Origin of the sequence: Mesorhizobium sp. BR1-1-3, assembly GCF_020165455.1 — a bacterium.
GTDB lineage: Bacteria > Pseudomonadota > Alphaproteobacteria > Rhizobiales > Rhizobiaceae > Mesorhizobium > Mesorhizobium ciceri.
The window spans coordinates 219484-240732 of sequence record NZ_JAIUIC010000002.1 but is presented as its reverse complement, the minus strand read 5'-3'; the positions used below and the strand labels follow the sequence as shown (position 1 = coordinate 240732).

General features: G+C 61.4%; 23 protein-coding genes. 5 read left to right on the top strand and 18 right to left on the bottom strand.

From position 1 onward, the window contains the following. Nucleotides 1-16: 16 nt before the first annotated feature. From LB559_RS05530 to LB559_RS05505, 6 genes are read right to left on the bottom strand one after another with little or no spacing between them, the layout of a single operon-like run. Nucleotides 17-967, bottom strand: a complete 951-nt coding sequence (locus LB559_RS05530; protein ID WP_224673351.1) for an ABC transporter ATP-binding protein — start codon at nt 965-967, stop codon at nt 17-19. Further along, a complete protein-coding gene (locus LB559_RS05525; RefSeq protein ID WP_224673348.1) occupies nt 964-1923 on the bottom strand; it encodes an ABC transporter ATP-binding protein in 960 nt (319 codons plus the stop codon). Before LB559_RS05525 ends, LB559_RS05530 begins: the two co-directional genes overlap by 4 nt. Further along, nucleotides 1920-2771 (bottom strand): ABC transporter permease, encoded by an 852-nt coding sequence (locus LB559_RS05520; protein WP_063170698.1) that lies wholly within the window; start codon nt 2769-2771, stop codon nt 1920-1922. Before LB559_RS05520 ends, LB559_RS05525 begins: the two co-directional genes overlap by 4 nt. Then, a complete protein-coding gene (locus LB559_RS05515; RefSeq protein WP_224673339.1) occupies nt 2768-3694 on the bottom strand; it encodes an ABC transporter permease in 927 nt (308 codons plus the stop codon). The genes LB559_RS05520 and LB559_RS05515 overlap by 4 nt, the downstream gene beginning before the upstream one ends. Before the next feature lie 12 nt (nt 3695-3706). Then, a complete protein-coding gene (locus LB559_RS05510; protein WP_224673337.1) occupies nt 3707-5293 on the bottom strand; it encodes an ABC transporter substrate-binding protein in 1587 nt (528 codons plus the stop codon). 52 nt (nt 5294-5345) lie between these two features. Next, the gene (locus tag LB559_RS05505) at nt 5346-6530 is read right to left on the bottom strand and encodes a serine hydrolase domain-containing protein (RefSeq protein WP_224673328.1); all 1185 of its coding nucleotides are present in this window, start codon (nt 6528-6530) and stop codon (nt 5346-5348) included. Nucleotides 6531-6871: 341 nt separating this feature from the next. On the opposite strand from LB559_RS05505, the gene hisC reads away from it, so the two are divergent. From hisC to LB559_RS05480, 5 genes are all read left to right on the top strand, one after another. Beyond that, nucleotides 6872-7987 carry a histidinol-phosphate transaminase gene (gene hisC, locus LB559_RS05500; protein ID WP_224673326.1) on the top strand — a complete coding sequence of 372 codons (1116 nt, stop codon included), beginning with the start codon at nt 6872-6874 and terminating at the stop codon, nt 7985-7987. An 18-nt stretch (nt 7988-8005) separates the two neighbouring features. Beyond that, on the top strand, nt 8006-8776 hold the full coding sequence (locus LB559_RS05495; protein ID WP_127388545.1) for a TetR/AcrR family transcriptional regulator: 771 nt from the start codon (nt 8006-8008) through the stop codon (nt 8774-8776). 54 nt (nt 8777-8830) lie between these two features. After that, a complete protein-coding gene (locus LB559_RS05490) occupies nt 8831-9568 on the top strand; it encodes a helix-turn-helix transcriptional regulator (RefSeq protein WP_128338103.1) in 738 nt (245 codons plus the stop codon). A gap of 74 nt (nt 9569-9642) precedes the next feature. Next, nucleotides 9643-10251, top strand: coding sequence for an acyl-homoserine-lactone synthase (locus tag LB559_RS05485; protein ID WP_127369819.1), 609 nt, complete (start codon nt 9643-9645; stop codon nt 10249-10251). 120 nt (nt 10252-10371) lie between these two features. Next, entirely contained in the window at nt 10372-10791 is a 420-nt protein-coding gene (locus LB559_RS05480; RefSeq protein WP_164766207.1) for a LysR family transcriptional regulator, read from the top strand. Here the strand turns inward: LB559_RS05480 and LB559_RS05475 are convergent. The 12 genes from LB559_RS05475 to LB559_RS05420 form a co-directional block, all read right to left on the bottom strand. Continuing rightward, nucleotides 10783-11010, bottom strand: coding sequence for a DUF2274 domain-containing protein (locus LB559_RS05475; protein WP_127369821.1), 228 nt, complete (start codon nt 11008-11010; stop codon nt 10783-10785). The two genes, LB559_RS05480 and LB559_RS05475, sit on opposite strands and share 9 nt — an antisense overlap. Continuing rightward, entirely contained in the window at nt 11007-12221 is a 1215-nt protein-coding gene (locus LB559_RS05470) for a TrbI/VirB10 family protein (RefSeq protein WP_224673324.1), read from the bottom strand. Before LB559_RS05470 ends, LB559_RS05475 begins: the two co-directional genes overlap by 4 nt. Next, on the bottom strand, nt 12218-13282 hold the full coding sequence (gene trbG, locus LB559_RS05465; RefSeq protein WP_411970028.1) for a P-type conjugative transfer protein TrbG: 1065 nt from the start codon (nt 13280-13282) through the stop codon (nt 12218-12220). Before trbG ends, LB559_RS05470 begins: the two co-directional genes overlap by 4 nt. Then, a complete protein-coding gene (trbF, locus tag LB559_RS05460) occupies nt 13279-13965 on the bottom strand; it encodes a conjugal transfer protein TrbF (protein ID WP_224673320.1) in 687 nt (228 codons plus the stop codon). Before trbF ends, trbG begins: the two co-directional genes overlap by 4 nt. Further along, a complete protein-coding gene (gene trbL / locus LB559_RS05455; RefSeq protein ID WP_224673318.1) occupies nt 13962-15332 on the bottom strand; it encodes a P-type conjugative transfer protein TrbL in 1371 nt (456 codons plus the stop codon). The genes trbF and trbL overlap by 4 nt, the downstream gene beginning before the upstream one ends. Then, nucleotides 15329-15694 (bottom strand): putative entry exclusion protein TrbK-alt, encoded by a 366-nt coding sequence (trbK-alt, locus tag LB559_RS05450; RefSeq protein ID WP_224673316.1) that lies wholly within the window; start codon nt 15692-15694, stop codon nt 15329-15331. Before trbK-alt ends, trbL begins: the two co-directional genes overlap by 4 nt. A gap of 8 nt (nt 15695-15702) precedes the next feature. Continuing rightward, complete coding sequence (gene trbJ / locus LB559_RS05445) at nt 15703-16452, bottom strand: P-type conjugative transfer protein TrbJ (RefSeq protein ID WP_224673314.1); 750 nt, start codon at nt 16450-16452, stop codon at nt 15703-15705. Continuing rightward, nucleotides 16449-18998: a conjugal transfer protein TrbE gene (gene trbE, locus LB559_RS05440; RefSeq protein WP_224673313.1), complete on the bottom strand. Its 2550-nt coding sequence runs from the start codon at nt 18996-18998 to the stop codon at nt 16449-16451. The genes trbJ and trbE overlap by 4 nt, the downstream gene beginning before the upstream one ends. A gap of 12 nt (nt 18999-19010) precedes the next feature. Then, entirely contained in the window at nt 19011-19274 is a 264-nt protein-coding gene (locus tag LB559_RS05435) for a VirB3 family type IV secretion system protein (RefSeq protein ID WP_224673311.1), read from the bottom strand. Continuing rightward, nucleotides 19274-19621, bottom strand: coding sequence for a TrbC/VirB2 family protein (locus tag LB559_RS05430; protein WP_127370620.1), 348 nt, complete (start codon nt 19619-19621; stop codon nt 19274-19276). The genes LB559_RS05435 and LB559_RS05430 overlap by 1 nt, the downstream gene beginning before the upstream one ends. Then, a complete protein-coding gene (gene trbB, locus LB559_RS05425; protein ID WP_224673300.1) occupies nt 19618-20583 on the bottom strand; it encodes a P-type conjugative transfer ATPase TrbB in 966 nt (321 codons plus the stop codon). Before trbB ends, LB559_RS05430 begins: the two co-directional genes overlap by 4 nt. A 214-nt stretch (nt 20584-20797) precedes the next feature. After that, the gene (locus tag LB559_RS05420) at nt 20798-21199 is read right to left on the bottom strand and encodes a CopG family transcriptional regulator (RefSeq protein ID WP_127369669.1); all 402 of its coding nucleotides are present in this window, start codon (nt 21197-21199) and stop codon (nt 20798-20800) included. Nucleotides 21200-21249 lie beyond the last annotated feature (50 nt).

Here is a 21249-nt window from a genome sequence, read left to right as displayed (position 1 = left end):
TTTGCTCCTCGCAATTCTAGATCAAGGGATGGTGACAGGCGGCTTGCTGTCCGCTGGCGATAGTCATCAGGGGCGGCAATAATTGGCGGCACAGGTCGGTGGCGCGTGGACAGCGTGCTGCGAATGAACAGCCGGGCGGGATATCATAGCCACTGGGGACTTCACCCGAAAGCCGGGCGACCTTGCGTCGTTGCTTGGGGTCGGGCTCGTATGTGCTGTCGAACAGGGCCTGCGTGTAGGGGTGGCAAGGTTTGGCGTTGCTCGCCATCACCTCGACCACACGGCCCAGATACATGACAAGGACGCGATGGCAGAAATAGCTGACCAGTCCGAGGTCGTGGGAAATGAAGAGATAGGTAAGGTTCAACTCGCCACGCAGTTGGTCCAACAGCGCGATGATCTGTGCCTGTACCGAGACGTCCAGAGACGCTGTCGGCTCATCAAGCACAACAAGGGACGGCTTGAGCGCGAGAGCACGGGCAATGCCGACCCGCTGTTTCTGTCCGCCTGACAACTGGTGGGGATAGCTGTTGGCGACAGCACCACTGAGGCCAACCATATCCAGCAGCGAGGTCACGGTTGCCTCCGCCGAATCTGGCTTCACGCCCTGGATGCGGAAAGGCTCAAGCAACGCATCTCTTATCGAAAAACGAGGATCGATCGCCGAATATGGATCCTGGAACACCAGTTGCATGTGACGGCGCAACCGCCGCAAATTCCCCGCCGACAGCTGGGCGATGTCTTGCCCGTCGAAACGGACCTCTCCCGCGCTGGCCTCGATCAGCCGAAGCACCAGGCGGGCCAAGGTGGATTTGCCACATCCCGATTCACCGACGACCCCGACGATCTCGCCGCGTTGAGTTTCAAATGAGACATCGCTGACGGCGCGGAAGACGCGCGGCTTTCGAAACAGGGCCGTGTTCGTAAACCGGCAGCTGAGGTCCTTCACGGATAGAAGCTCGCTCATGCTGCTGTCACCAGATGGCAGGCGGTACCATGGCCTTCGCAATCACCGTGCAGTTTGGGAATTTCGGTCTGGCAGCGGACGACAGCAACCGGACAACGCGGACGAAAACGGCAGCCAGTCGGATAAGCCGCGGCGTTCGGTACCGTTCCCGGGATGGCGCTAAGGCTACCTCGCACCATGCCGAGGCGAGGAATGCAGCGGATCAGGGCTTTTGTGTAGGGATGGCGAGGATTTTCAAAGATCCGCTCCACCGCACCGGACTCAATTATCCGCCCGCAATACATGACAGCCACCCGATCGCAAGCCTGTGCCACGATGCCCATGTCGTGCGTTATGAGGATCAGCGCCAATCCGCGCTGCTTTACGAGATCCACGAGGATCTTGATGATTTGCGCCTGCACGGTGACGTCGAGCGCGGTGGTCGCTTCATCCGCGATCAGAAGCTGCGGCTCGCCGGCTAGCGCCATTGCGATGACAATGCGCTGCTTCATGCCGCCGGAGAGCTGAAAGGGATAGAGATCGTAGACGACAGCGGGATTGGGTATCTGCATGTCCGCCATGAGAGCCAGACTTCGTGCGCGGGCGGCCTTACGGTCGACCTTAAGATGAAGGCGCGATGACTGGTCGATCTGGGGGCCGACCCGTATCATCGGATCGAGCGACGTCATCGGGTTCTGCGTTATCAACGCAATCTTTCCGCCACGCAGCCGGCGCATGCGCTTTTCCGGCAGGCCCACCAGATCGATGCCGTCAAACCTCATGCGACCTGAGCTGATCCTCGCACCGATGCGTGGCAACAGGCCCATGATCGCTGTCGCCGACAGCGACTTGCCAGACCCCGACTCGCCGACCACGCCGAGAACCTCGCCACGATCGATACCGAAGGTGACATCATCGACAGGCGAGAAGGCGCCGAAACCGATCTGCAGTCGTTCCACATCAAGAAGCATTTTCATGCGCCCTTTGGTTTGGATCGGACATTGAGCGCCCCAATCAGAGCGTCGCCAAACAGGTTCAGGAAGATGACCGTCATGGCCACGGCAAATCCCGGAAACAGAATCACCCATGGCGCGATGAAGAGCTGCGCCGTCCCGGAACTCATCATGGCGCCCCAACTCGGCGTTGGCGGCTGCGCGCCCAGGCCAAAGAAGCCGAAAGTGGCTTCGAGGATGATGGCATCGCCCGTGGCAAGGATGGCGGCGACCAGCACGGGAGCAAGCACATTGGGCAGAAGGTGGGAAAACAGGATACGAAAGTGCGTGGCGCCGAGATTTCGGGTGGCTTCGATATAGGTTTCGCCGGTGAGCGAGATCACCTGGGTGCGCGTCAGCCGGGTGAATTGTGCAAGGTAGGCAATCGCCACCGCGCAGACGACACCGCCGAGTCCCGGCCCGACGACGGCGACCAGCATCAAGGCTATCAGTATCTCCGGAAACGACCAGGTAAGATCGACCGCCACCATCACGATCCGGTCCAGGGCTCCACCGAAATATCCACACGCGGCACCGAGGAACAATCCCAGGAGCAGCGACAGGCCAATCGCCGTGGAACTGACGGTGAGCGAAGTGCGAGCGCCGAAGATCACACGCGACAGCACGTCGCGGCCCAACTCATCGGTCCCCAGCAGATGGCTCGTCGATGGCTGCTGGTTCATGATGGAGAGGTTCTGCTGGGAATCGCCATAGGGCGCCAACCATGGGGCGAGAAGCGCCGCGCTAATCAAAAGCAGCAGATAAACGCCCGCGACACACCCTTTTGGCGTGGCAAATGCGGACACAAACGCGGTGTATCGTTTGCGGGTCACGACTGGGATCTCCGCTGGCGAGGGTCAATGAAGGCTTGAGCGACGTCGCCCATGAGGGTGCCCAGGATGACAGCCATCGCAAGCATCAGCAGACAGCCTTGAACCAGCGGATAGTCACGCTGGTTCAGCGCGCGGATCAGCAGGCTGCCCAAACCAGGGCGAGCGAATACATATTCGGTTGTCACGGCGCCGCCGATGATCCAGCCAATACGAAGCCCCAGAATGGTGACGACAGGCAGCATGGCGTGGCGCAGAACATGCCGGATCTGGATACGCCACGGAGACAGCCCTTTGGCGTACAGCAAGGTTACGAAGTCCTGGCTGGCTGTCTCGACCATCGCGATCCTGGTGATACGAGCTACGAGCGCAATGCCGCCAAGGCTGGTCGCAAGGACCGGCAGGATCAATGAGGTCCAGGATCGCACGCCGGAGACTGGAACCCAGCCAAGCCAGACAGCGAAGACAAGGATCAGGAGCAGGCCAAGCAGAAAACTTGGCAGGGTCGCACCAAGCAAGCTCAATGCGCCTATCGCCTCGTCGATCCGCGTGCCTTGATAGCTGGCAGCGAGCGCACCGGCGACAATCCCGACCAATGAAGAAATGACAAGCGCCCCCACGCCGAGCTGGAGGCTGTATGGCAGGTTTTGCAAGATGAGATCGCGCACCGGCCGAGCTTGAAGGATCGAGGTGCCAAGATCACCTTGCAGAAGGTGGAACATCCACAGCAGATATTGCTCGATCAGGCTGCGATCCAAGCCGTATTTGACAACCAGTTGCGCGCGCTGAGCCGGCGAAGAGCCGGCCCGCACCAGATTGTTGATGGGATCGCCCGGGACCAAGTGGACGACCATAAAGACAAGAGCCGAGACAACCACAAAAATGGGCAGGAGCAGCAGCGTCCGCTTCAGGAGATATGCGGCCATGGACCAGGTCGCCTACCCGACCGCTTTCAGGTCGAGAACCGTCTGCTGCATGATCTCCGCCCCACGGATGGCTTCGGGAACCGACAGCATGTCGCTATTGTAGGCTATATTCTGCGCGGCCTCGTGGATGGGTATGAAGACGAACTGGCTAAGGATATATTCATGCAGTTTTTTGAAATTAGCGACACGCCCGTCCCAGGTCTTGGACTTGTGCATTGCGATTTCGTTGAGCTCCTCTGAGCGCGGATCGTCCCACATCGATACGTTTGGGAAGGGAATGCGTTTTGCGCTGAACTCCCAATCGAGTTCGTCCGCATTGTTCCAATCGTAGTGATTGACGACAAACTGGTGTTCGCCCTTTTTGAGTTGATCATCCAGCGAGGCTTTATCGAAGACAGCGATATCGACCGCCATGCCAACCGCCTTGAGCTGAGCCTGCACAATTTCGGCAATCCGCTTGTATTCGGTCTCGCCTCTCGTCCAGAGGCTGACCGCCAGCGGCGCCCCGGCCTTGTGACGGACGCCATCGTCGCCACGAACCCATCCGGCCTCGTCGAGCAGATGGTTGGCTTTTTCCGCATCGTAGTGGATCTCAAAATCCTTGCCGACCCGCGATTCCGCTAGCGAGGCGATAAGAAATTGGTGCGACTCTGTTCCGATGCCGTTGTAGACGCCTTTGAGGATGGCAGCTTGATCAACAGCCAGGGCTGTCGCCTGGCGAATCTTGATGTCGGTGAACGGCTCCTTGCGAACGTTGAACTTGATTGTGGTGACGCCGATGCCGGGCAGGGTCCGGAACTTGATGCTCTTTTCAGCCTGCAACTGAGGGAGAAATTCGGTAGGCAGGCCAAGCAGCATGCCAACCCCGCCGGTCTTCAGTTCCAGGAAGGCTGTCGAAGCATCCGGAATCTCGCGCAGCGTCAGACGCTTGATGCTTGGCGGCCCCTGATTTTCGGAGAGCGGATTGGGCCAGGCATAGTCGTCATTGCTGACCAGCACGGTTTCCTGGCTGATGACGAAGCTCTCAAGCTTGAAAGGCCCGGTTCCCACAGCTTCCGTCACGCCGTAGCCGTCACTCACTGCGTCATAGGACTTCGGGCTCGGGATTCCCATGAACACGTTCGCCAAATAATAGATGAGATTTGGCTCTGGCCGCTTCATGATGAACCGGAACGCATGGTCATCGATGATCTCGACGTGGTCGATGGCGTCGACCATGAACTGATTCTCGGTGCCCGCGTATTTCGAGATCCACCACGGGATCGTGTGCGCGTTGAAGGGCTCGCCATCGTGGAACTTGACGCCCTGACGCAATGTGAAGCTCCAGCTCATCCCGTCCGGGGAATTTTCCCAAGATTGCGCGAGATGCGGATGGTAGGACTGATCGGCATCCATCTCGATCAGCCTGTCGTAGATCAAATAGGCTCCAAGATTGAGATAGGTGCCGCGGATCGGGTCATAGTTGGGGCAGCCATTGCTGCTGCTGCCAAGCACCAGCACAAGCTCGTCCTGCGAGGCATGCGCAGGAGGAGATAGCACTCCAACCCCTGCGGCCAGCGACAGACCAGATGCCGAAATCAGAAACTCGCGTCTGTTCATATTCTCTCCCCTTTTCTAGTTTTTGTGACGGCATTCCTGAGTGGTTAGCTGCTCACCATCTCGCAAGCTTCGCCCCTAGGACGAGGTCTTCGATCACCGAGGCCCTGAAATCGCCGGTCTTCTTGGTTCCCTCGATGTTCATCAGCACGGCGACCGCATGGGTTTGATCCCGCGTCAGGACCACCATGTTGGAGGCGCCCACGTCGCTGCCGGAATGCCCGACGAAATCGTGCCCGTTGATCGGCTCAGAAACCCATCCCAGCCCCTGGTACGAAACCAGTTCCGGATCGACCTGGTCGTGCAACATGGCGGCTACTGCGCGTGGCGACAAAATCGCGCACTGGCCGCTTATTCCGCCAAGCATGCCACGCAGGATTTTTGTGAGGTCGGCTACCGAGCAACGAAGCATTCCAGACGGGACATCAGGATATCCCTCCTGCGGCAGCTCGTTGAACGCGCCTTTCCCAAATTCATAAGGCTTGGCGAGAACGTTTGGTGCGAACTCTTTCAGATACCAATGCGCATTTCGAACACCCAGGGGTTCGAATATGTTCTTCTGGGTGTACGCGGAAAAGCTCTGCTTGCTGATGCACTGGACCGCATAACCTGCCAACGCCACCCCGACATTGCAGTAGCTCCATCGATTGCCTGGCTTGGCTGGGAAAAACGACGTGGTAGGCGAATAGTATGCGCCACCCTCGACAAGATAGTCCTTTAGAAAGCCCTTCAGGCTTTGCGTCGGATCTCCGTCGGTGGCCACGTCCAGATCGTCGTAGCCTTTATCCGAGATACTGGATGTGTGCGTGATCAGCTGATGCGGCGTGATCGGCAAGCTCGGGTGGCGAGGGTTCTTGATCCGAAAGTCGATGAACTTGTTGATGTCATCGTGCAAATCGTAGCCCTTCCGCTCAAACAACTGAACCAGGGCCGTGGCGGTGACCAGTTTGCTGACCGAAGCCAAATGCATTGGCGTGTCCGCGGTCAATTTGCGGTTTTGCGCCAGATCGGCAAACCCGAAGGCCGCGGTGTAGCGCGTCGCGCTGTCTCTGGAGGCGATGGCGACGGCGGCTCCTGATACCTTGGCGGCCGCCATGCGTGCTGGAAGGGAGGCTTCGAAATCGTGTCGCCAGGCTTCGAACGACTGCCCCTTCTTCTCGTCTGCGGATGCAACGCGCCCCTGGGGAACAAGCAGCCCCGCCAAACCCATCTTGAGCAACGAACGTCGGGTCGAGATCATAATGGATTTCCCTTCCTGGACATTTTTGGATTTGCGGCCTGCGCACGAGGCCTTCGGTGATACGAACCAGGTTGCACGCCTATCCGCCGGCACTCTGGCGCCCAAGTCGCCCGGTGCGAATTGTTCCATCCCTTTCCCACACTGCATGTGCCCATCGAAGCCACCTACGATGGTCGGTGCAGTGTCTCAGTGTCCGCCGCTTTGAGATTTATTGTTCAGTGGACAATAAAAACATTATGTATATACCTTTGCCGTGTCAACGACATTTTTTGCCCGGATTGGCCTCCTCCCTGGCGGGGGGCAACCGACGCGAATAGCGAGAAAAAGGAGAAGGTAGGATCATGCAGTCATTTCCGAACGACGCCATCTGCCCTCGGCAGGAAATCGCCTCTCTTCCCGTTTACAACGCTGGAATATCGGCAGTTGCCGCGCGGCGGGTCAGTGGCCTGCAAGACATTGCGGCATTGGCAAGCAACGAGAATCCTTACGGTTCATCGCCGGCAGTGTCCGCCGCCCTGGCATCACTTGTCCCATCGCGCTACAGCGACCCGGCGTCGGCTGCGCTGCGGCACGTGCTTTCGGAAAAGCTCGGCACCTCCTCTGATCAGATCGTCTGCGGCAATGGCTCGGAGGAGTTGATTGCAGCACTTTGCCGCGCGTATCTGCAAAAGGGTGATTCGGTCTTGACCGTCTCACCGTGCTTCGGCTTGCACGAGATCGAGCCCATGGCGGCCGGTGCACAAGTGCTCAAGGTGCCGATGACACCAGCACTCGATTATGACGTGGACGGGTTGGCGGATGAGCTCACACGCAGACCAAAGATCGTTTTCGTCTCATCGCCTTCCAATCCGGTGGGGCGGGCCTTGTCGCGTAGGGCACTCGACCGGCTGCTTGACGCGGTGCATCCCACGACATTGTTCGTGTTGGATGAAGCCTATTTCGAGATGATCGACTCCAGCTATCCGGATGGCTTGCAGGTGCTGGGCGGTCGCTCGGATCTTTCCTGGGTTGTGCTACGGACCTTCTCCAAGGCCTATGGTCTCGCCGGCTTGCGTGCGGGCTACGGCATCGCCTCGGATGAACGCATCGCCAGGGCGATGCGTTCATGCATGACCCCGTTCAACGTCAACGCGGCCGCGCAGGCTGCCGCAATTGCCGCGCTCCGGGACGAAGCATGGATGCTGCAGACCACGGCCAAGATACGGCACGACCGAAACATCCTCGCCGATCGCCTGGCCGGATTGGGTGTCCGCGTTGTCCCGTCACAGACCAACTTCCTGTTCCTCGACTTGGCGACCCAAGCTGCCCCTGTGGCTAGCGCCCTGATCAAAAAAGGCATAGTCGTCAAGCCATGGATGGAGGCCGGCTATCGTCACTTTCTGCGGGTGAGCATCGGGACAACAGGGGACAATGAACGATTTGCGACAGAAGTCGGGCACATCCTCGGCCTCGCATAGTGGCGACGGAAAGCTGCCTTGAACACACAGTCTTCCACCAAGAAGCGCTCGGTCGGTAGAGCAGGCGCTATCGGCTTGACGCGGGAGCGCGTCGTGGAGGCCGCCATTGCCCTGATCGACGACGAGGGAATAGCCGGATTCTCTGTCCGCGCTCTCGCCCGCCGGCTCAACGTCTATCCGGCCGCCCTGTACTGGCATGCGGGCGGCGCCAAGTCGGATCTGCTTGCCGAAATTTCGGGCGCGCTGATTGCAAGCCTGATGACACCCTCGGATCTGCCGGACGATTGGCGCGACACGATCCGGCTTCTATTCCGCCGGTTTCGCGCGCGAGTCCACGAGCACCCCAGGGCCGCACCCCTGCTCGGTCCGCATATCCGCTCCAACGGCGCGCCGAATGCACCTTGGGTCGAGATCATTCTGACTGCGCTCACCCAAGCCGGATTCGAGGATCAGGCTTTGATCAATGCCTTCAATTCAGTGGTTGGCGCCCTGGAAGGCTATATCACGATGGAACTCGCCGCAGACGGCGCTACCGAAGACTCGGAATGGGTAGAAACATTTAACGCAGGCCTTGATGCGCTTGACCCAGCGCGGTTTCCGTTGGTTACGCGATACCTGCCGCAAATGTACAACCGGTCGTTCGTGATGCGCTGGAAAAGCGGGAACGTCGCCCCGCTCGAGGATGGTTACGACTTCCTGATCGAAACCCTGATCCTGGGACTGGAGGCGCAGGCCAAACCTGGCCGAAACAGGGATAAGGACGCTGGCGAGCAGACCACGGATAGATAACCAGAATACGGGCGCAGCGCGCGTCCCGGCCTAGTACTGGACGCAGGAGTACATATGGCATGGTTTAAACGCATCGACGATACGTACGAGCTTCTGAACAATGTCGGTAAGAGCTCAACTCAACAGGAAATATGCCGACACATCCTTGGCTACGCCGGACGCATTGGCGCGACCAATCTTCTGGCAGGACTAATTCCCCCACCCCAAGCCCTGAAACATGATCAAGCTTCGCATGTCATTCTCCATGCCTGGCCAGAACAATGGTCCGAGCGATATTTTTCAAAGGGCTACCTATATCGCGATCCAACGATTCAACTTGTGAACCGGGGCAGCACGCCCTTCCTCTGGAGCGAGATCGATAACCTATGCAAGGTCTGTCCTTTCGGCCGCCGGATCATGGACGAGGCAACCGACTTCAGATTATGCGAGGGTTTGACAGTCCCGTTTGCCACATTGGATGGGCAGCCGGTCGGGTTTTCCGTCGCGGGAGAAAAGCTGGATCCGGATCCCCACGACCGTCTCGCCTTTCAGTTGGTTGCAGCTTACGCTTTCGGCTGCGCGGCTGTTATCACTGATGCAAAACGCAATATCCGGCCGGCACGTTTATCTCCGAGACAAAGGGACGTTCTGCGCTGGGCAGCGGAAGGCTTGACTGTCGATGAGATCGCTGACCGTCTCGCTGTAAGTCGCAACACGGCAGACACTCACCTGCGGGCGGCGCGCGAGAGGCTCGGAGTAGCAAGCACAGTGCATGCTGTCGCGGAAGCCTTTCGTCACGGTCTGATCGCCTAGCTCACGCAATCGCGTGATGCCGCCTTCTACAGGAAGCGACCATTGGTTGACCTCCAAACTGGAGGATAACCGAGATGCTTCTTGTGGTTACATCGCAGAATTCAGAAGAATATCAGGCGGAGCTGGAACAGGCGTTCCGCCTTCGCCACAAGGTCTTTGTCGAAGAAAAGGGCTGGACGGATCTGCGGCGCGCAGATGGTCGTGAAATCGACCGGTTCGACAATGAGCACGCAGTCCACATGCTCTTTACGGCTGAGGAGCGCGTTGTCGGCTACCAGCGCATGCTGCCTTCGACCCGCCCCCACTTGCTCTCGGAGGTCCTGTCGGACCTTTGCGAAGGCCAACGCCCCGTGGGCGAAAACATCTGGGAATGGACGCGCTACTGCGTCGAGCCGCAGTACCGAGAACGGGGAAGAATGCTGAGCCCGGTGGCGAATGCGCTTTTGTCAGGCATCGTCGAGTGGGGCCTGGACAGAAGCATCGATACGATCATCATCGAGATGAACCCTCTCTGGCTGCTGCGCCTGGTCCAACTGCATTTCAGGGTGACGCCGCTGGGGCTGCCGAAGATCATAGGCGGTGAAGAGACAGTGGCGGTGACGGCGAGCTTCGATGAACGCACACTCGCCAGATTGCATGAAACGCGGAAGGCGAGCCCGCCGACTGGTGCGATTGGCAACTGAGGCGCTCGCCCCCAAACCGGGGGGCTTTGACCAGGTACTTCAATGGGGCAGATAGGCGGGCGACTGGACAGTTCGCGTGGTGGGCGCGGGCCACAATCACTTCCAGGTGGAGGAAGCGCCATGCGGCGACGCGTCCAACTCATCACGCTCGAATGCGCCCTCATCGTGTTCGAGGAGGGCAGCTTCCTCGGCGCCTCCCGACGCATGGGCATCCACCATTCCGCACTGAGCCGGCGCATCCGTAGCCTTGAGCACGCGGTGGGAACAATTCTTTTCGAACGCCACGCAGGCGGAGTCCGACCGACCCTGGCCGGCGCACGACTCCTGCGCAATCTTCGCCGCGTTCTGACTGATCTCGACGGCACACTCGCCATGGAGGAAACGGACCGAAGAGAACAGGCCGGCATCCTGCCGGGCGGCTTTGAAATGGCGGTGCATGCTACCGAGCTTCTCGATGCGGTTGCCGACTTCATTCGCAGCAGGCCCGACGTCGCCCTGCGTTTCGTGGAAACGAAGCGCGCCACGGTCCGCCTATCCTGATTTCGTGTCGCGTCGGGCCCGGCTGAACGCGCGGTCCGTCGCCATGAATCGCACCAGCATCGGCGCAATCAGCCTTACGGGATCGGCGACCGTCTGTCCCGTCTCGCGGCCCAGCACTTCGGCGTAGGCGACAAGATCTCGATGAACGGCGGCAGGCAACTCGACCGTAATCTTGACTGGCCGCTCATCCGGAATTGCAGAGAGTTTCAGCTTGCTCATGACGGTTCCTTCGGCACGCCGTAAGGTGCCAGGACAAGGTCGCGATTGACGATGACACGGACCGGGAACCCTGGTCGGACGGTGAGTGTCGGCTGGACGTTGAGTTGATTTCGCACGATCTGCTGACCGATATTGGAGGCCGAATCCTGCGCGCTCTCGCGGATCGCTTTCGCGATATCGCTTTCGTCGTCGCTGGAGCCAAGCGACGCTCCAATACCAAGCAGGGTCGAGAGCGCTGCGGCCCGGAACAACTGGCCCCAGTGATGATCGATCTCGTCCTCAAGTCCGGAGAACCCTTGGGTATCTGCGCCTTGCTGGCGCTCCAGCACGATCGAGGCGCCGTCCGGCATGATGAGCCGGTTCCAGACCAGGAGTACGCGAGACTGACCGAAGGCGACCTGGCTGTCATACTGACCAACCAGTTTTGCACCCTGGGGGATCAGGAGATATACCCCTGACGGGCTGTCGTAGACGTTCTCCGTGACCTGAGCGGTAATCACGCCGGGCAGGTCGGAGCGGATGCCGGTAAGGAGGGCCGCGGGTATGACCGTGCCGGCCTGGACGACATAGGGCGAAGCCTTCGCCTCGAGCCGATCGGGACTAACGGTGCGACGATCCGGCTTGGCGTTGACGAAGGCGAGTTTGCTGTCCTGCGTATCTTGAGTGGACACTGCATCAGGCACCGTCGGTTCGGCCGGCGGCGTCAATCCGGACTTGGTGTCCGCGATGGAGGTTCCAGCGCCGGTACCCTGCCGCAACGGAGCTGTCCGCGCGCTGGTTTCCGTGAAGAGCTTTGCGACGCGCGCGGCCTCGATCTCGGCGAGGCGGCGCTGTTCTTCCGGATCGACGCGAGGCGTTCTGATGTCAGGCGCAATGGCGGGCCTGCCCTGCTCCTGCGCGCGCAGGATCGGTCGGCCGAGATCGCCAGGCAGCGCGGGCCCGAGCTTTGGAACGCCAGCATAGTCCTTCGGCAGCGTCTGCAGCCCGTCAGCGGTCGAGCGGTTTTCCGTGATGAAGAGTTCGGATGTTGGTTCCATGCCGCGCCGCCTGCTGTCGAGGGCCCAGATCAATGTGCCAAGGATGGCAACACTGGCGACCCCGCCCAGACCGATCAGCACCTTGCGCGACAGTCGCGTCACCCTGGCAGGCTCGGGGCGCAGAAGCAGTTCAGCGCGGATGTCCCGGTTCAAGCCATTCGTTGGGTCGCTCATCTGAACAATCCTGCGCTATGCCGGGGCCGGCTCCCATCGGTGCGCACGATGCGGACGCGCCTCTCGCTCGTCTTGCCGCCGAGTCTTAGTTCGGCAGCGGCAAAGAGGCGGTCGACGACGTAGTAATTCTGCCGGGCGCGGTAGTTGACCAGCTCGGAGCCCCCTGACGGGCCGATGACGAAGAGCGGCGGCATCTCGCCCTGGCCAATGCCAGACGGAAACTCGATGTAGACCTTCGCGCCATCGTCGAAGGCGCGCAGCGGCCTCCAGGGTGCGGCGTCACCCTCGATGCGATAGCGGAAATTGAGTTTCTGGATGTCGACGCCGGCAGCGACTGGCTGTGCTGCGGACGCCTGTGCGTTCTGGCGCCGCAGCGCGATCAACTCATCCTGCGGATACTGCCATGATACCGAGGCCATATAGGTCTTTTCGGTCGATCGCAGCTCAAGATGGTAGGTGCGGCGATCACTGTTGATGACGAGGTTCGTCTGAAGGTCAGATCGAGTCGGCTTGACGAGGATGTGGACCTGTAGCCGCTCCCCTGCCCCGCTCTGCGTGTCGCCGATGATCCAGCGCACCGTGTCGCCCGCGGCGACGGGTCCAGAGCCGACGAGCTGTTCACCCGGCTGCAGCGCGATGTCGGTGACCTGACCGGGCGCTGCATAAATCTGGTAGAGCGCACCTTCGCTCCAGGGATAGAGCTGGATGGCGTTGATAAAGCCGTCGCGGACCGGCTGCATCCGAGCGGCCTCATTCGCCTGACTGATCCGCTGTCTGGGATCGGCCGGCTCGGGCTTCGCCCTGCTGATCCCGACCGGCTTCAGCTGACCCGGGAGCGGAAGCGGTTTCGGCAGTTCCACCACCTTTACCGGACCGGGCGGGCCGGCCTTCTGCACGGCGGGGACCGCATCGTCATACCGGATCTCTGGCGGGATGTATTTTTTCGAGGCGCAGCCGGCGAGCGCCGTCGCTGACAGCAATGCCAGAGCAAGCGAACGTACCCTTGTGATGTCGCGGGCGGTCCGTCTCGTCGTCTTGCGCGTTCGTGCCGCGGACATCATGAAAGCTCCTTCGACCAATTGATGGCGTTGACGTAAACGCCGAGCGGATTCGCCTTCAGCCGGTCGGCGTCGCGGGGTTGCTGAATGACGATGGTGATTATGGCGGTCCAGCGCTCGGTGCTCGCCAGGCTGCCGTTCTCGTAGCGACGCTCGGTCCAGGCGACGCGGAACGAGTCCGGGGAAGCCCGGATGACGCTGGAGACCTCGACCGCGATCTGTATCTTGCCGACCTTGGCAAAAGGATCGTTCAGGCGCGCGTAGTCGTTGAGAGAGACGGCGCCGCGATCGGTCGTGTAGTCGTAGGCGCGCAACCAGTTCTGGCGGACGATGACCGGATCGTCCGGAATGCTTCTCACCTCTTCGATGAAGCGGGCGAGATGCCATGCGGTCTGCGGATCGGTCGGATGATAATCGGCAACAGCCGGAGCGATGGCCTGCGCCTCGCCGAGCTTGTCGACCTGAACGATCCAAGGGACCACCGACCCGCGCGTCGACTGCCAGACCAAGGCCGAAGCGAAACCGCCGGCCAGGACGAGCGAGCCGAAGGCCATCAGCCGCCAATTCTTTGCTTGTACACGGGCTGAACCGATGCGGTCATCCCAGACCTGGGAGGCACGCTGATATGGCGTCTCCGGCTGCGGTGTTGTTCCGTACCGAACGGAAGATCGTCTGAAGAGGTTCATCGGCGTTCGTCCTGACTGAGGGAAACATTCATCGAGCCACCGCCATGGTCGCCGGAGCGGAGGGAATGCGCGGCCATGCTGGCCCCATGGCTCATGGTCTGGCCGCGCTTCATGCGGTTGGCCCATTCCGGCGGAGATCCCGCACCGGCCTCACCGCCTGAACTACGCCCAGAAGCCGCTACTCCCGATGGCTGCTCCCCACCGGTCGCAGTCCATGCGGCCGAGCGGCCGGCCTGCTGGCTGAAAGACAGGGCTGACGCCGCGCGCGATAGCGCCTGCTTCACCGGCTGGACAGAAGCGCCGGCCCCGGCGCTGGCGACGCCAGCCAAGCCGGCGGCGATCGAGCCTGCGCCGCTCTGGCCGGATGTTGCAGCGGCAAGGCCGTAAGCAGTCGAGGTGCTACCGGCCAAATGCGCGCCGCCACGTGCGGCGGCCGCGGACATGCGCCCAGCTGCACTGAGCGCACTTGCGCCGCCGCTCAATCCGGCGCGGGCGCCCATGGCACCGGCGGCACCAAGACCGGCGGCAGCGAGACTTGTGCCGACAGCAGCCCCTGCCCCGAGCTGCGGCGCACCGGAAACAAGGCCCGTCGCAATACCAGGACCAAAGATCGAAAGACCCATCAGTGACAGGGCGCCCAGCACGAGCGACAGCGCATCCGTGATTGTGGGCTGTTCGGCGCCGAAGCCGCGGGTGAACTCGCCAAAGAGACCCGAGCCGATGCCGACGATGACGGCGAGGACGAGGATCTTCACGCCGGAGGCGACGATGTTGCCGAGCACTTTTTCGGCGAGAAAGGCAGTCCTGCTGAACAGTGCGAAGGGGATCAGCACGAAGCCGGCAAGTGTCGTCAGCTTGAATTCGATCAATGTGACGAAGATCTGGACGGCGAGGATGAAGAAGGCGATCAGCACGATCGCCCAGGCGGTCATCAGCACCGCGATCTGGACGAAATTCTCAAAGAACGAGACGTAGCCCATCAGCTGGCTTGCGGCTTCGAGGATCGGGTTGCCGGCATCGATGCCGACCTGCGCAACGCGTCCCGGCTGCAGGAGGGCGGAACCCGAAAGTGCCGATCCCCCGGCTTTCAAGCCAAGTCCGGAAAAGCTTTCGAAGACGATGCCGGCGAGACGGTTGAAGTTGCCGATGATGAAGGCGAAGAAGCCTATATAGAGCGTCTTCTTCACCAACCGGTGCAGTACGTCCTCGTCCGCCCCCCAAGCCCAGAACAGGCCGGCGAGCGTGATGTCGATGACGATCAGGGTGGAGGTGAGGAACGCGACTTCCCCGCCGAGAAGGCCAAAGCCTGAATCGATGTAGCGGGTAAAAGTCTCCAGGAAGCGGTCGATGACGCCCGTGTCGTTCATGGCGCCACCCCGCTCTGGTGATGGTCTTCCGTACCCGGCGCGGTCGATGGCTGAAGCGGCAGAAGCCGGCTCTGGTCCTTGTCAACCGAGGGATCCGCATAAGGTGAAACATGTTGTGGCGACTGCAGGAAACGCCGGCGGTTTTCGGCCCACGACTTCCTGCAGGCCCGGTCAGACACGGCGGCCATGCCGATGCTCCGGCATCGCGCAAGTTCGATGCTTGCCGGCTCGCCGCCCGGATGCGCGGAGCGCGGGGAGGACGTGTCCGGCGAGCCGCTGCCGCGCAGCACCATGAAGGCGGCGGTCATGGCGGCGCCAAGGGCAAGGACGGCTGTCATCCGGGCGGCGATCTTGAAATCCATGACCTGCCTCAGTCGTGGAACATTTTTACCGATGACGGGCTGTAGCTGCTGCCCGTCATGAAGCGGCTGAACTGCTCTCGCGCTTGTTCCTGAGCTGCTGCTTGCCTGGCTTTCTCCAACGCTTCAGCGCGGCCTTGCGCGGCGAGCATCGCCGTAAGATCGGCGACCTGCTTTGCTTGAACGGCAAGCAACTGATTGCCGGCTTGCGTCGCCTGCAGCACACCAACGGCCGATTGGCTGGCGCCGACCAGGGCGCTGGTCTGCTGCTGCGTCCCATCGATATTGTCCACGGCAACGGCACCGGCCTTCAATGAATGCTCGAAGGCCGACACCGATGTCCGCCAGCGCTCGCGTGCACCATCGACAAGCTGCTGGCCGGAAAGGTCAGAGCCAAAGTTTTGGTAGGCGGACGTAAATTGGCTATCGATGTCCCTAACGCTGTAGGCGAGCTGGTCGGCCTCGCCGAGCAGGCTCTTCATCTGAGAGAAATTGCCTTCGATCTGGTCAAGCATCGAGGTCGGCAGCGAGGTGAGGTTCCTCGCCTGGTTGATCAGCATCTGTGCCTCGTTCTGAAGCGAGGTGATCTGATTGTTGATCTGCTCAAGGGCTCGCGATGCCGCGAGCAAATTCTCGGCATAGTTTCTGGGATCAAAAACAATGAACGCCGATGCCGGTGGCGCTGACAGTGCAACAGCGGCAACAAGGGCACCGGCGGCGGCTATGCGGCGGATGCGGTGACGTGCAGGAACGGACTTCATGGAGAAACCACCTTTGCGGATTGGTCGATGACGTTGGTCAGATCGGGGATGAGGTCGGCCGCCCAGGGAAGACCCCGATCGGCAAGCCAGGCCTCGAGGAAATGGTCTCGGCCTGCCTCAGCGATTATCCGATCAATCGCCGCCTGGTCGGACTTCGAGGACGCAGCGCAAAGCGCCAGCGCGATCGGACCGAGGCCTAATTCGAACAGCCGGTTCCCGCGCCGCGACTGGCAGTAGTAGTCGCGCTTGGGCATCGCTCGGGCGACGATCTCGATCTGGCGATCGTTGAGACCGAAGCGCCGGTATATCTCCGTGATCTGTGGCTCGCTCGCGCGCTCATTCGGCAGGAACAGCCGTGTCGGACAGCTTTCGACGATGGCCGGCGCGATCAGGCTGCCGTCGATGTCGGAGAGCGACTGCGTGGCGAAGATGACGGAAGCGTTCTTCTTCCTCAGCGTCTTCAGCCATTCGCGCAGCTGATCTGCAAAGCCGCCATCATCGAGGACCAGCCAGCCCTCATCGATGATCAGCAGTGTCGGCCGGCCGTCCATTCGCTGTTCGATGCGGTGAAAGAGATAGGCAAGCACGGCCGGTGCCGCACCGGTGCCGATCAGCCCTTCGGTCTCGAACGCCTGTACGGATGTGTCACCAAGACGTTCGTGCTCGGCATCGAGCAGCCGTCCATAGGGACCGCCGATGCAATAGGGCCGGAGCGCCTGCTTCAGCGACGATGATTGCAGCAGCACCGTCAAGCCGGTCAGAGTTCGTTCCTGAACCGGGGCGGAGGCCAGTGATGTCAGTGCTGACCAGAGATGTTCCTTCACCTCCGGCGTGACGGGGACGCCTTCGCGCAGAAGAATGTCGACAAGCCAGTCGGCTGCCCAGGCGCGTTCGGGAACGTGGTGAATACGGGCAAGCGGCTGAAGCGAAACGGCATCGATGTCGTCCGACAGATCCGCCAGGGTCAAAAGGGCAAGAGGATCTTCCGCTCCCCGGCCATTCGACGCGCTGCTGCCGAGATTGTGCCAATCGCCGCCCATGGCGAGCAATGCCGCGCGGATCGAGCCACCAAAGTCGAAGGCAAAGATCTGGTTGTTCCTATAGCGCCTGAACTGCAGGGCCATCATCGCCAGCACGACCGACTTGCCAGCTCCGGTCGGACCCACGACAAGCGTGTGACCGACATCGCCGACATGAAGGCTGAAGCGGAACGGCGTCGCGCCTTCAGTCCTGGCGAAGAACAGCGGCGGTGCGCGAAAATGCTCATCCTCAACCGGTCCCGCCCAGACTGCCGAGAGCGGGATCATGTGGGCGAGGTTCAGCGTCGATAGTGGCGGTTGGCGGACGTTCGCGTAGACATGGCCGGGAATGCTGCCGAGCCAGGCTTCGATGGCGTTGATCCTCTCGGCGATGCATGTGAAATCCCGCCCCTGGATGACTTTCTCGACCAGGCGGAGTTTCTCGTCCGCGATCGACGGATCGGCATCCCACACAGTGAGCGTCGCCGTGACGTAAGCCTGTCCGATCTGGTCGGAGCCGAGGTCCTGCAGGGCCGCGTCCGCATCGGCTGCCTTGTTTGCCGCGTCGGTGTCGACCAGCACGGATGCCTCGTTGGTCATCACCTCCTTGAGGATCGCGGCGACGGACTTCCGCTTTGCGAACCACTGCCGGCGGATCTTCGTCAGCAGCCTGGTCGCATCGCTCTTGTCGAGCAGGATCGCCCGCGTCGACCAGCGATAGGGGAAGGCAAGCGCATTGAGATCGTCGAGGACCCCCGGAAAGGTAGTGGTCGGGAACCCGATGATAGTCAGCGTGCGCAGGTGGATGTCGCCCAGTCGCGGCTCCAGTCCACCGGCAAGCGGCTGGTCGACCAGAAGTGCATCGAGATGCATCGGTGTTTCCGGAACCCGGACACGATGACGCCTGGTCGAGACCGTCGAGTGCAGATAGGTCAGCGTCTCGCCGTCGGCGAGCCATGCAGCCTCTGGAACAAAGCCTTCGAACAGATCCAGCACACGGTCGGTACGGTCGACAAAGCTCTTCAGCAGTTCCCGGGGATCGACGCCGCTCCTTTCCCGGCCTTCGTAAAGCCAGCTCTCCATCCGCGAGAGGTCCTCGGCCGGCGGCAGCCAGACGATGCTGAGAAAATAGCTGGTCTCGAACAGCTCTCCGTCCGGCTGGCGACCGCTCCACTGCAACGGGCCTCGGCCGCTCCTGCTCTCGAACTGCTCGCGCCGTTCGATGTCGAGAAGCGCAGATGCAGAATCGGGGAACCGGCTGTCAGGATAGTCGGTGGCCGGGTTGCGCTGCGCTTCGACGAAGATCGCCCAGCCAGAGCCGAGACGGCGGAGCGCGCCGTTCAGCCGCGCAGTCGTACCGACCAATTCGGCCGACGTAGCGGAGTCAAGATCGGGGCCCCGAAAACGGGCGGTTCTCTGGAATGATCCATCCTTGTTAAGCACCACGCCCGGTGCAACAAGTGCCGCCCAGGGCAGGTAGTCGGCCAAACTGGACGGGCGTCTACGGTATTCGGCGAGGTTCATCATGAGAAAAGCCTCTCAGCATCCAAAATGCGCGGGATAGCGAAGGTGCCGGCGAACGACGTCGACGAACTGCGCATCGCGCTTGGCCGCCCAGGCGGCGGCGAAATGCCCGATCGCCCAGATGACAAGGCCAACGATCCAGAGCCTCAAACCCAGGCCGACCGCACCGGCCAGCGTGCCGTTTGCGATGGCGACCGCACGCGGCGCGCCGCCGAGCAGGATCGGTTCGGTGAGCGCTCGATGCACGGGTGCGAAAAACCCGCGGACTTCGTCGTCCATCAGATCAGCGCTCCGCCGCCGAAAGAGAAGAACGACAGGAAGAACGAGCTCGCCGCGAAAGCGATCGACAGTCCGAACACGATCTGGATCAGGCGCCTGAAGCCTCCGGACGTGTCCCCGAAGGCGAGCGAAAGGCCCGTGACGATGATGATGATCACCGCCACGATCTTGGCGACCGGTCCCTCGACAGATTCGAGGATCTGCTGAAGCGGTTCTTCCCACGGCATGGAAGAGCCCGCGGCGTGGGCAGGCGCGATCATCATCGCGGCGACGGCAATCGTTGCTGAGATTGGGAGCGCCGCACGAACCTTGCGGATGGACGATGACGTGAAGCGGATCTGATTCATTCTGGAGCTCCATGAGGGATTGGGGATTGGCGATTGATTTGGTTGTCGAGCTTGGCTTCGAGCGTGCGGTAATCGCCGGTGTCGGGATCCAGCCCTTCCACCCAGGCGATCTCCACGAGGCGACGCCCAGCGCCCCGGCCAGCAAGGACCGCGATGAGGTCGATGGTTTCGGCAATGAGCGCGCGTGGGACCACGACGACGGCCTCCTGAATGAGCTGCTCGAGACGGCGCAGTGTGCCAAGGGCGGAACTGGCATGGATGGTGCCGATGCCGCCGGGGTGGCCGGTGCCCCAGGCTTTCAGCAGATCAAGTGCCTCGGCGCCGCGCACTTCGCCAATCGGGATGCGGTCGGGGCGAAGCCGCAACGACGACTTCACCAGATCGGACAGGGAGGCGAGACCGTCCTTTGTGCGCAACGCAACCAGATTTGGCGCGGCACACTGCAGTTCGCGCGTGTCCTCGATCAACACGACGCGGTCAGCGGTTTTAGCCACCTCCGCCAACAGCGCGTTGACCAGAGTCGTCTTGCCGGTCGACGTTCCGCCTGCGACCAGCACGTTTTTCCTTCTTTCGACGGCAAGCCGCAGCACCTCAGCCTGGCACCCAGTCATGATGCCGGCGGTGACGTAATCCTCGAGCGCGAACACGGCGACGGCGGGCTTTCGAATTGCGAACGTTGGTGCCGCGACGACAGGCGGCAGCAGGCCCTCGAAACGTTCGCCGGTTCCGGGCAGTTCGGCCGACACGCGCGGCGCACCCGCATGCACTTCGGCGCCGACATGGTGGGCGACCAGGCGGATGATGCGCTCGCCGTCGGCCGCGACCAGCAGTTCATCGGTGGCGCAGAGCCCTTCCCTCAGCCGGTCGACCCAGAGGCGTCCGTCCGGGTTCAGCATCACCTCGACGATATCAGGAGCTTCGAGGAAGCGGACTATGGCCGGCCCAAGCGCCGTGCGCAGCATACGCGCGCCGCGCGACACCGCTTCCCTGCCAGAATGATGACTGCCTGCCACGATGATCCCCGTTCACTGCGGCGAGCCTGCTCGTGCCGCGGTCGGGGATGATTAGAAGAGGCATGAACAGTAGCCTTGCAACAGGCAAAACGGTCCATCGCAACGCGGCGTGCAGAGACTTGCGGAATGCGGTGCGGCGATCTCGCCAGCTTGCCGCCACTATCTATCCCAACGGGGAATCGTCCGCGTCGGCCGGCGACGCCGGCGGGACATCATCAGCGATTTCCTGTCTGAGCTTTGGTCCCTTGCTCAGCCTGCGGCCAAGCGCGTCAACGAACGCGTCGTACCGCTGCAGGCCTTTCGCGCGGGCTTCGGCCTGCGCGGATTCCGGCAATGCCGGGGTCGAGTTGAGCCAGAAGCGGACGAACAGCGCCAATGTTTCGATGGCAATGCCGACATCGCGCTCGACTCGCTGTACCCGCCGGTCGATCTGGTCGAGGCGCCTGGTGACAGCTGCCTCCTTCCGCTCCTCGGCATCCGGTGACAGGAACGAGGCGATCGCGGCCTCGGCGATCAGCGACAGCGATACATCGCGGCGTGCCGAATAGTCGGCAAGCGCGTTCATGACGTCGGGATCGAGATAGGCCGAAAGCCGTCGTTTCTTCGCGTCCTTCA

Bases quoted from the DNA above. Each gene is read 5' to 3' on its own strand.
- LB559_RS05530 (WP_224673351.1), bottom strand. From the start codon at position 967: ATGAGCGAGCTTCTATCCGTGAAGGACCTCAGCTGCCGGTTTACGAAC.
- LB559_RS05525 (WP_224673348.1), bottom strand. From the start codon at position 1,923: ATGAAAATGCTTCTTGATGTGGAACGACTGCAGATCGGTTTCGGCGCC.
- LB559_RS05515 (WP_224673339.1), bottom strand. From the start codon at position 3,694: ATGGCCGCATATCTCCTGAAGCGGACGCTGCTGCTCCTGCCCATTTTT.
- LB559_RS05510 (WP_224673337.1), bottom strand. From the start codon at position 5,293: ATGAACAGACGCGAGTTTCTGATTTCGGCATCTGGTCTGTCGCTGGCC.
- LB559_RS05505 (WP_224673328.1), bottom strand. From the start codon at position 6,530: ATGATCTCGACCCGACGTTCGTTGCTCAAGATGGGTTTGGCGGGGCTG.
- hisC (WP_224673326.1), top strand. From the start codon at position 6,872: ATGCAGTCATTTCCGAACGACGCCATCTGCCCTCGGCAGGAAATCGCC.
- LB559_RS05490 (WP_128338103.1), top strand. From the start codon at position 8,831: ATGGCATGGTTTAAACGCATCGACGATACGTACGAGCTTCTGAACAAT.
- LB559_RS05485 (WP_127369819.1), top strand. From the start codon at position 9,643: ATGCTTCTTGTGGTTACATCGCAGAATTCAGAAGAATATCAGGCGGAG.
- LB559_RS05480 (WP_164766207.1), top strand. From the start codon at position 10,372: ATGCGGCGACGCGTCCAACTCATCACGCTCGAATGCGCCCTCATCGTG.
- LB559_RS05475 (WP_127369821.1), bottom strand. From the start codon at position 11,010: ATGAGCAAGCTGAAACTCTCTGCAATTCCGGATGAGCGGCCAGTCAAG.
- LB559_RS05470 (WP_224673324.1), bottom strand. From the start codon at position 12,221: ATGAGCGACCCAACGAATGGCTTGAACCGGGACATCCGCGCTGAACTG.
- trbG (WP_411970028.1), bottom strand. From the start codon at position 13,282: ATGATGTCCGCGGCACGAACGCGCAAGACGACGAGACGGACCGCCCGC.
- trbF (WP_224673320.1), bottom strand. From the start codon at position 13,965: ATGAACCTCTTCAGACGATCTTCCGTTCGGTACGGAACAACACCGCAG.
- trbL (WP_224673318.1), bottom strand. From the start codon at position 15,332: ATGAACGACACGGGCGTCATCGACCGCTTCCTGGAGACTTTTACCCGC.
- trbK-alt (WP_224673316.1), bottom strand. From the start codon at position 15,694: ATGGATTTCAAGATCGCCGCCCGGATGACAGCCGTCCTTGCCCTTGGC.
- trbJ (WP_224673314.1), bottom strand. From the start codon at position 16,452: ATGAAGTCCGTTCCTGCACGTCACCGCATCCGCCGCATAGCCGCCGCC.
- trbE (WP_224673313.1), bottom strand. From the start codon at position 18,998: ATGATGAACCTCGCCGAATACCGTAGACGCCCGTCCAGTTTGGCCGAC.
- LB559_RS05435 (WP_224673311.1), bottom strand. From the start codon at position 19,274: ATGGACGACGAAGTCCGCGGGTTTTTCGCACCCGTGCATCGAGCGCTC.
- LB559_RS05430 (WP_127370620.1), bottom strand. From the start codon at position 19,621: ATGAATCAGATCCGCTTCACGTCATCGTCCATCCGCAAGGTTCGTGCG.
- trbB (WP_224673300.1), bottom strand. From the start codon at position 20,583: ATGCTGCGCACGGCGCTTGGGCCGGCCATAGTCCGCTTCCTCGAAGCT.
- LB559_RS05420 (WP_127369669.1), bottom strand. From the start codon at position 21,199: ATGAACGCGCTTGCCGACTATTCGGCACGCCGCGATGTATCGCTGTCG.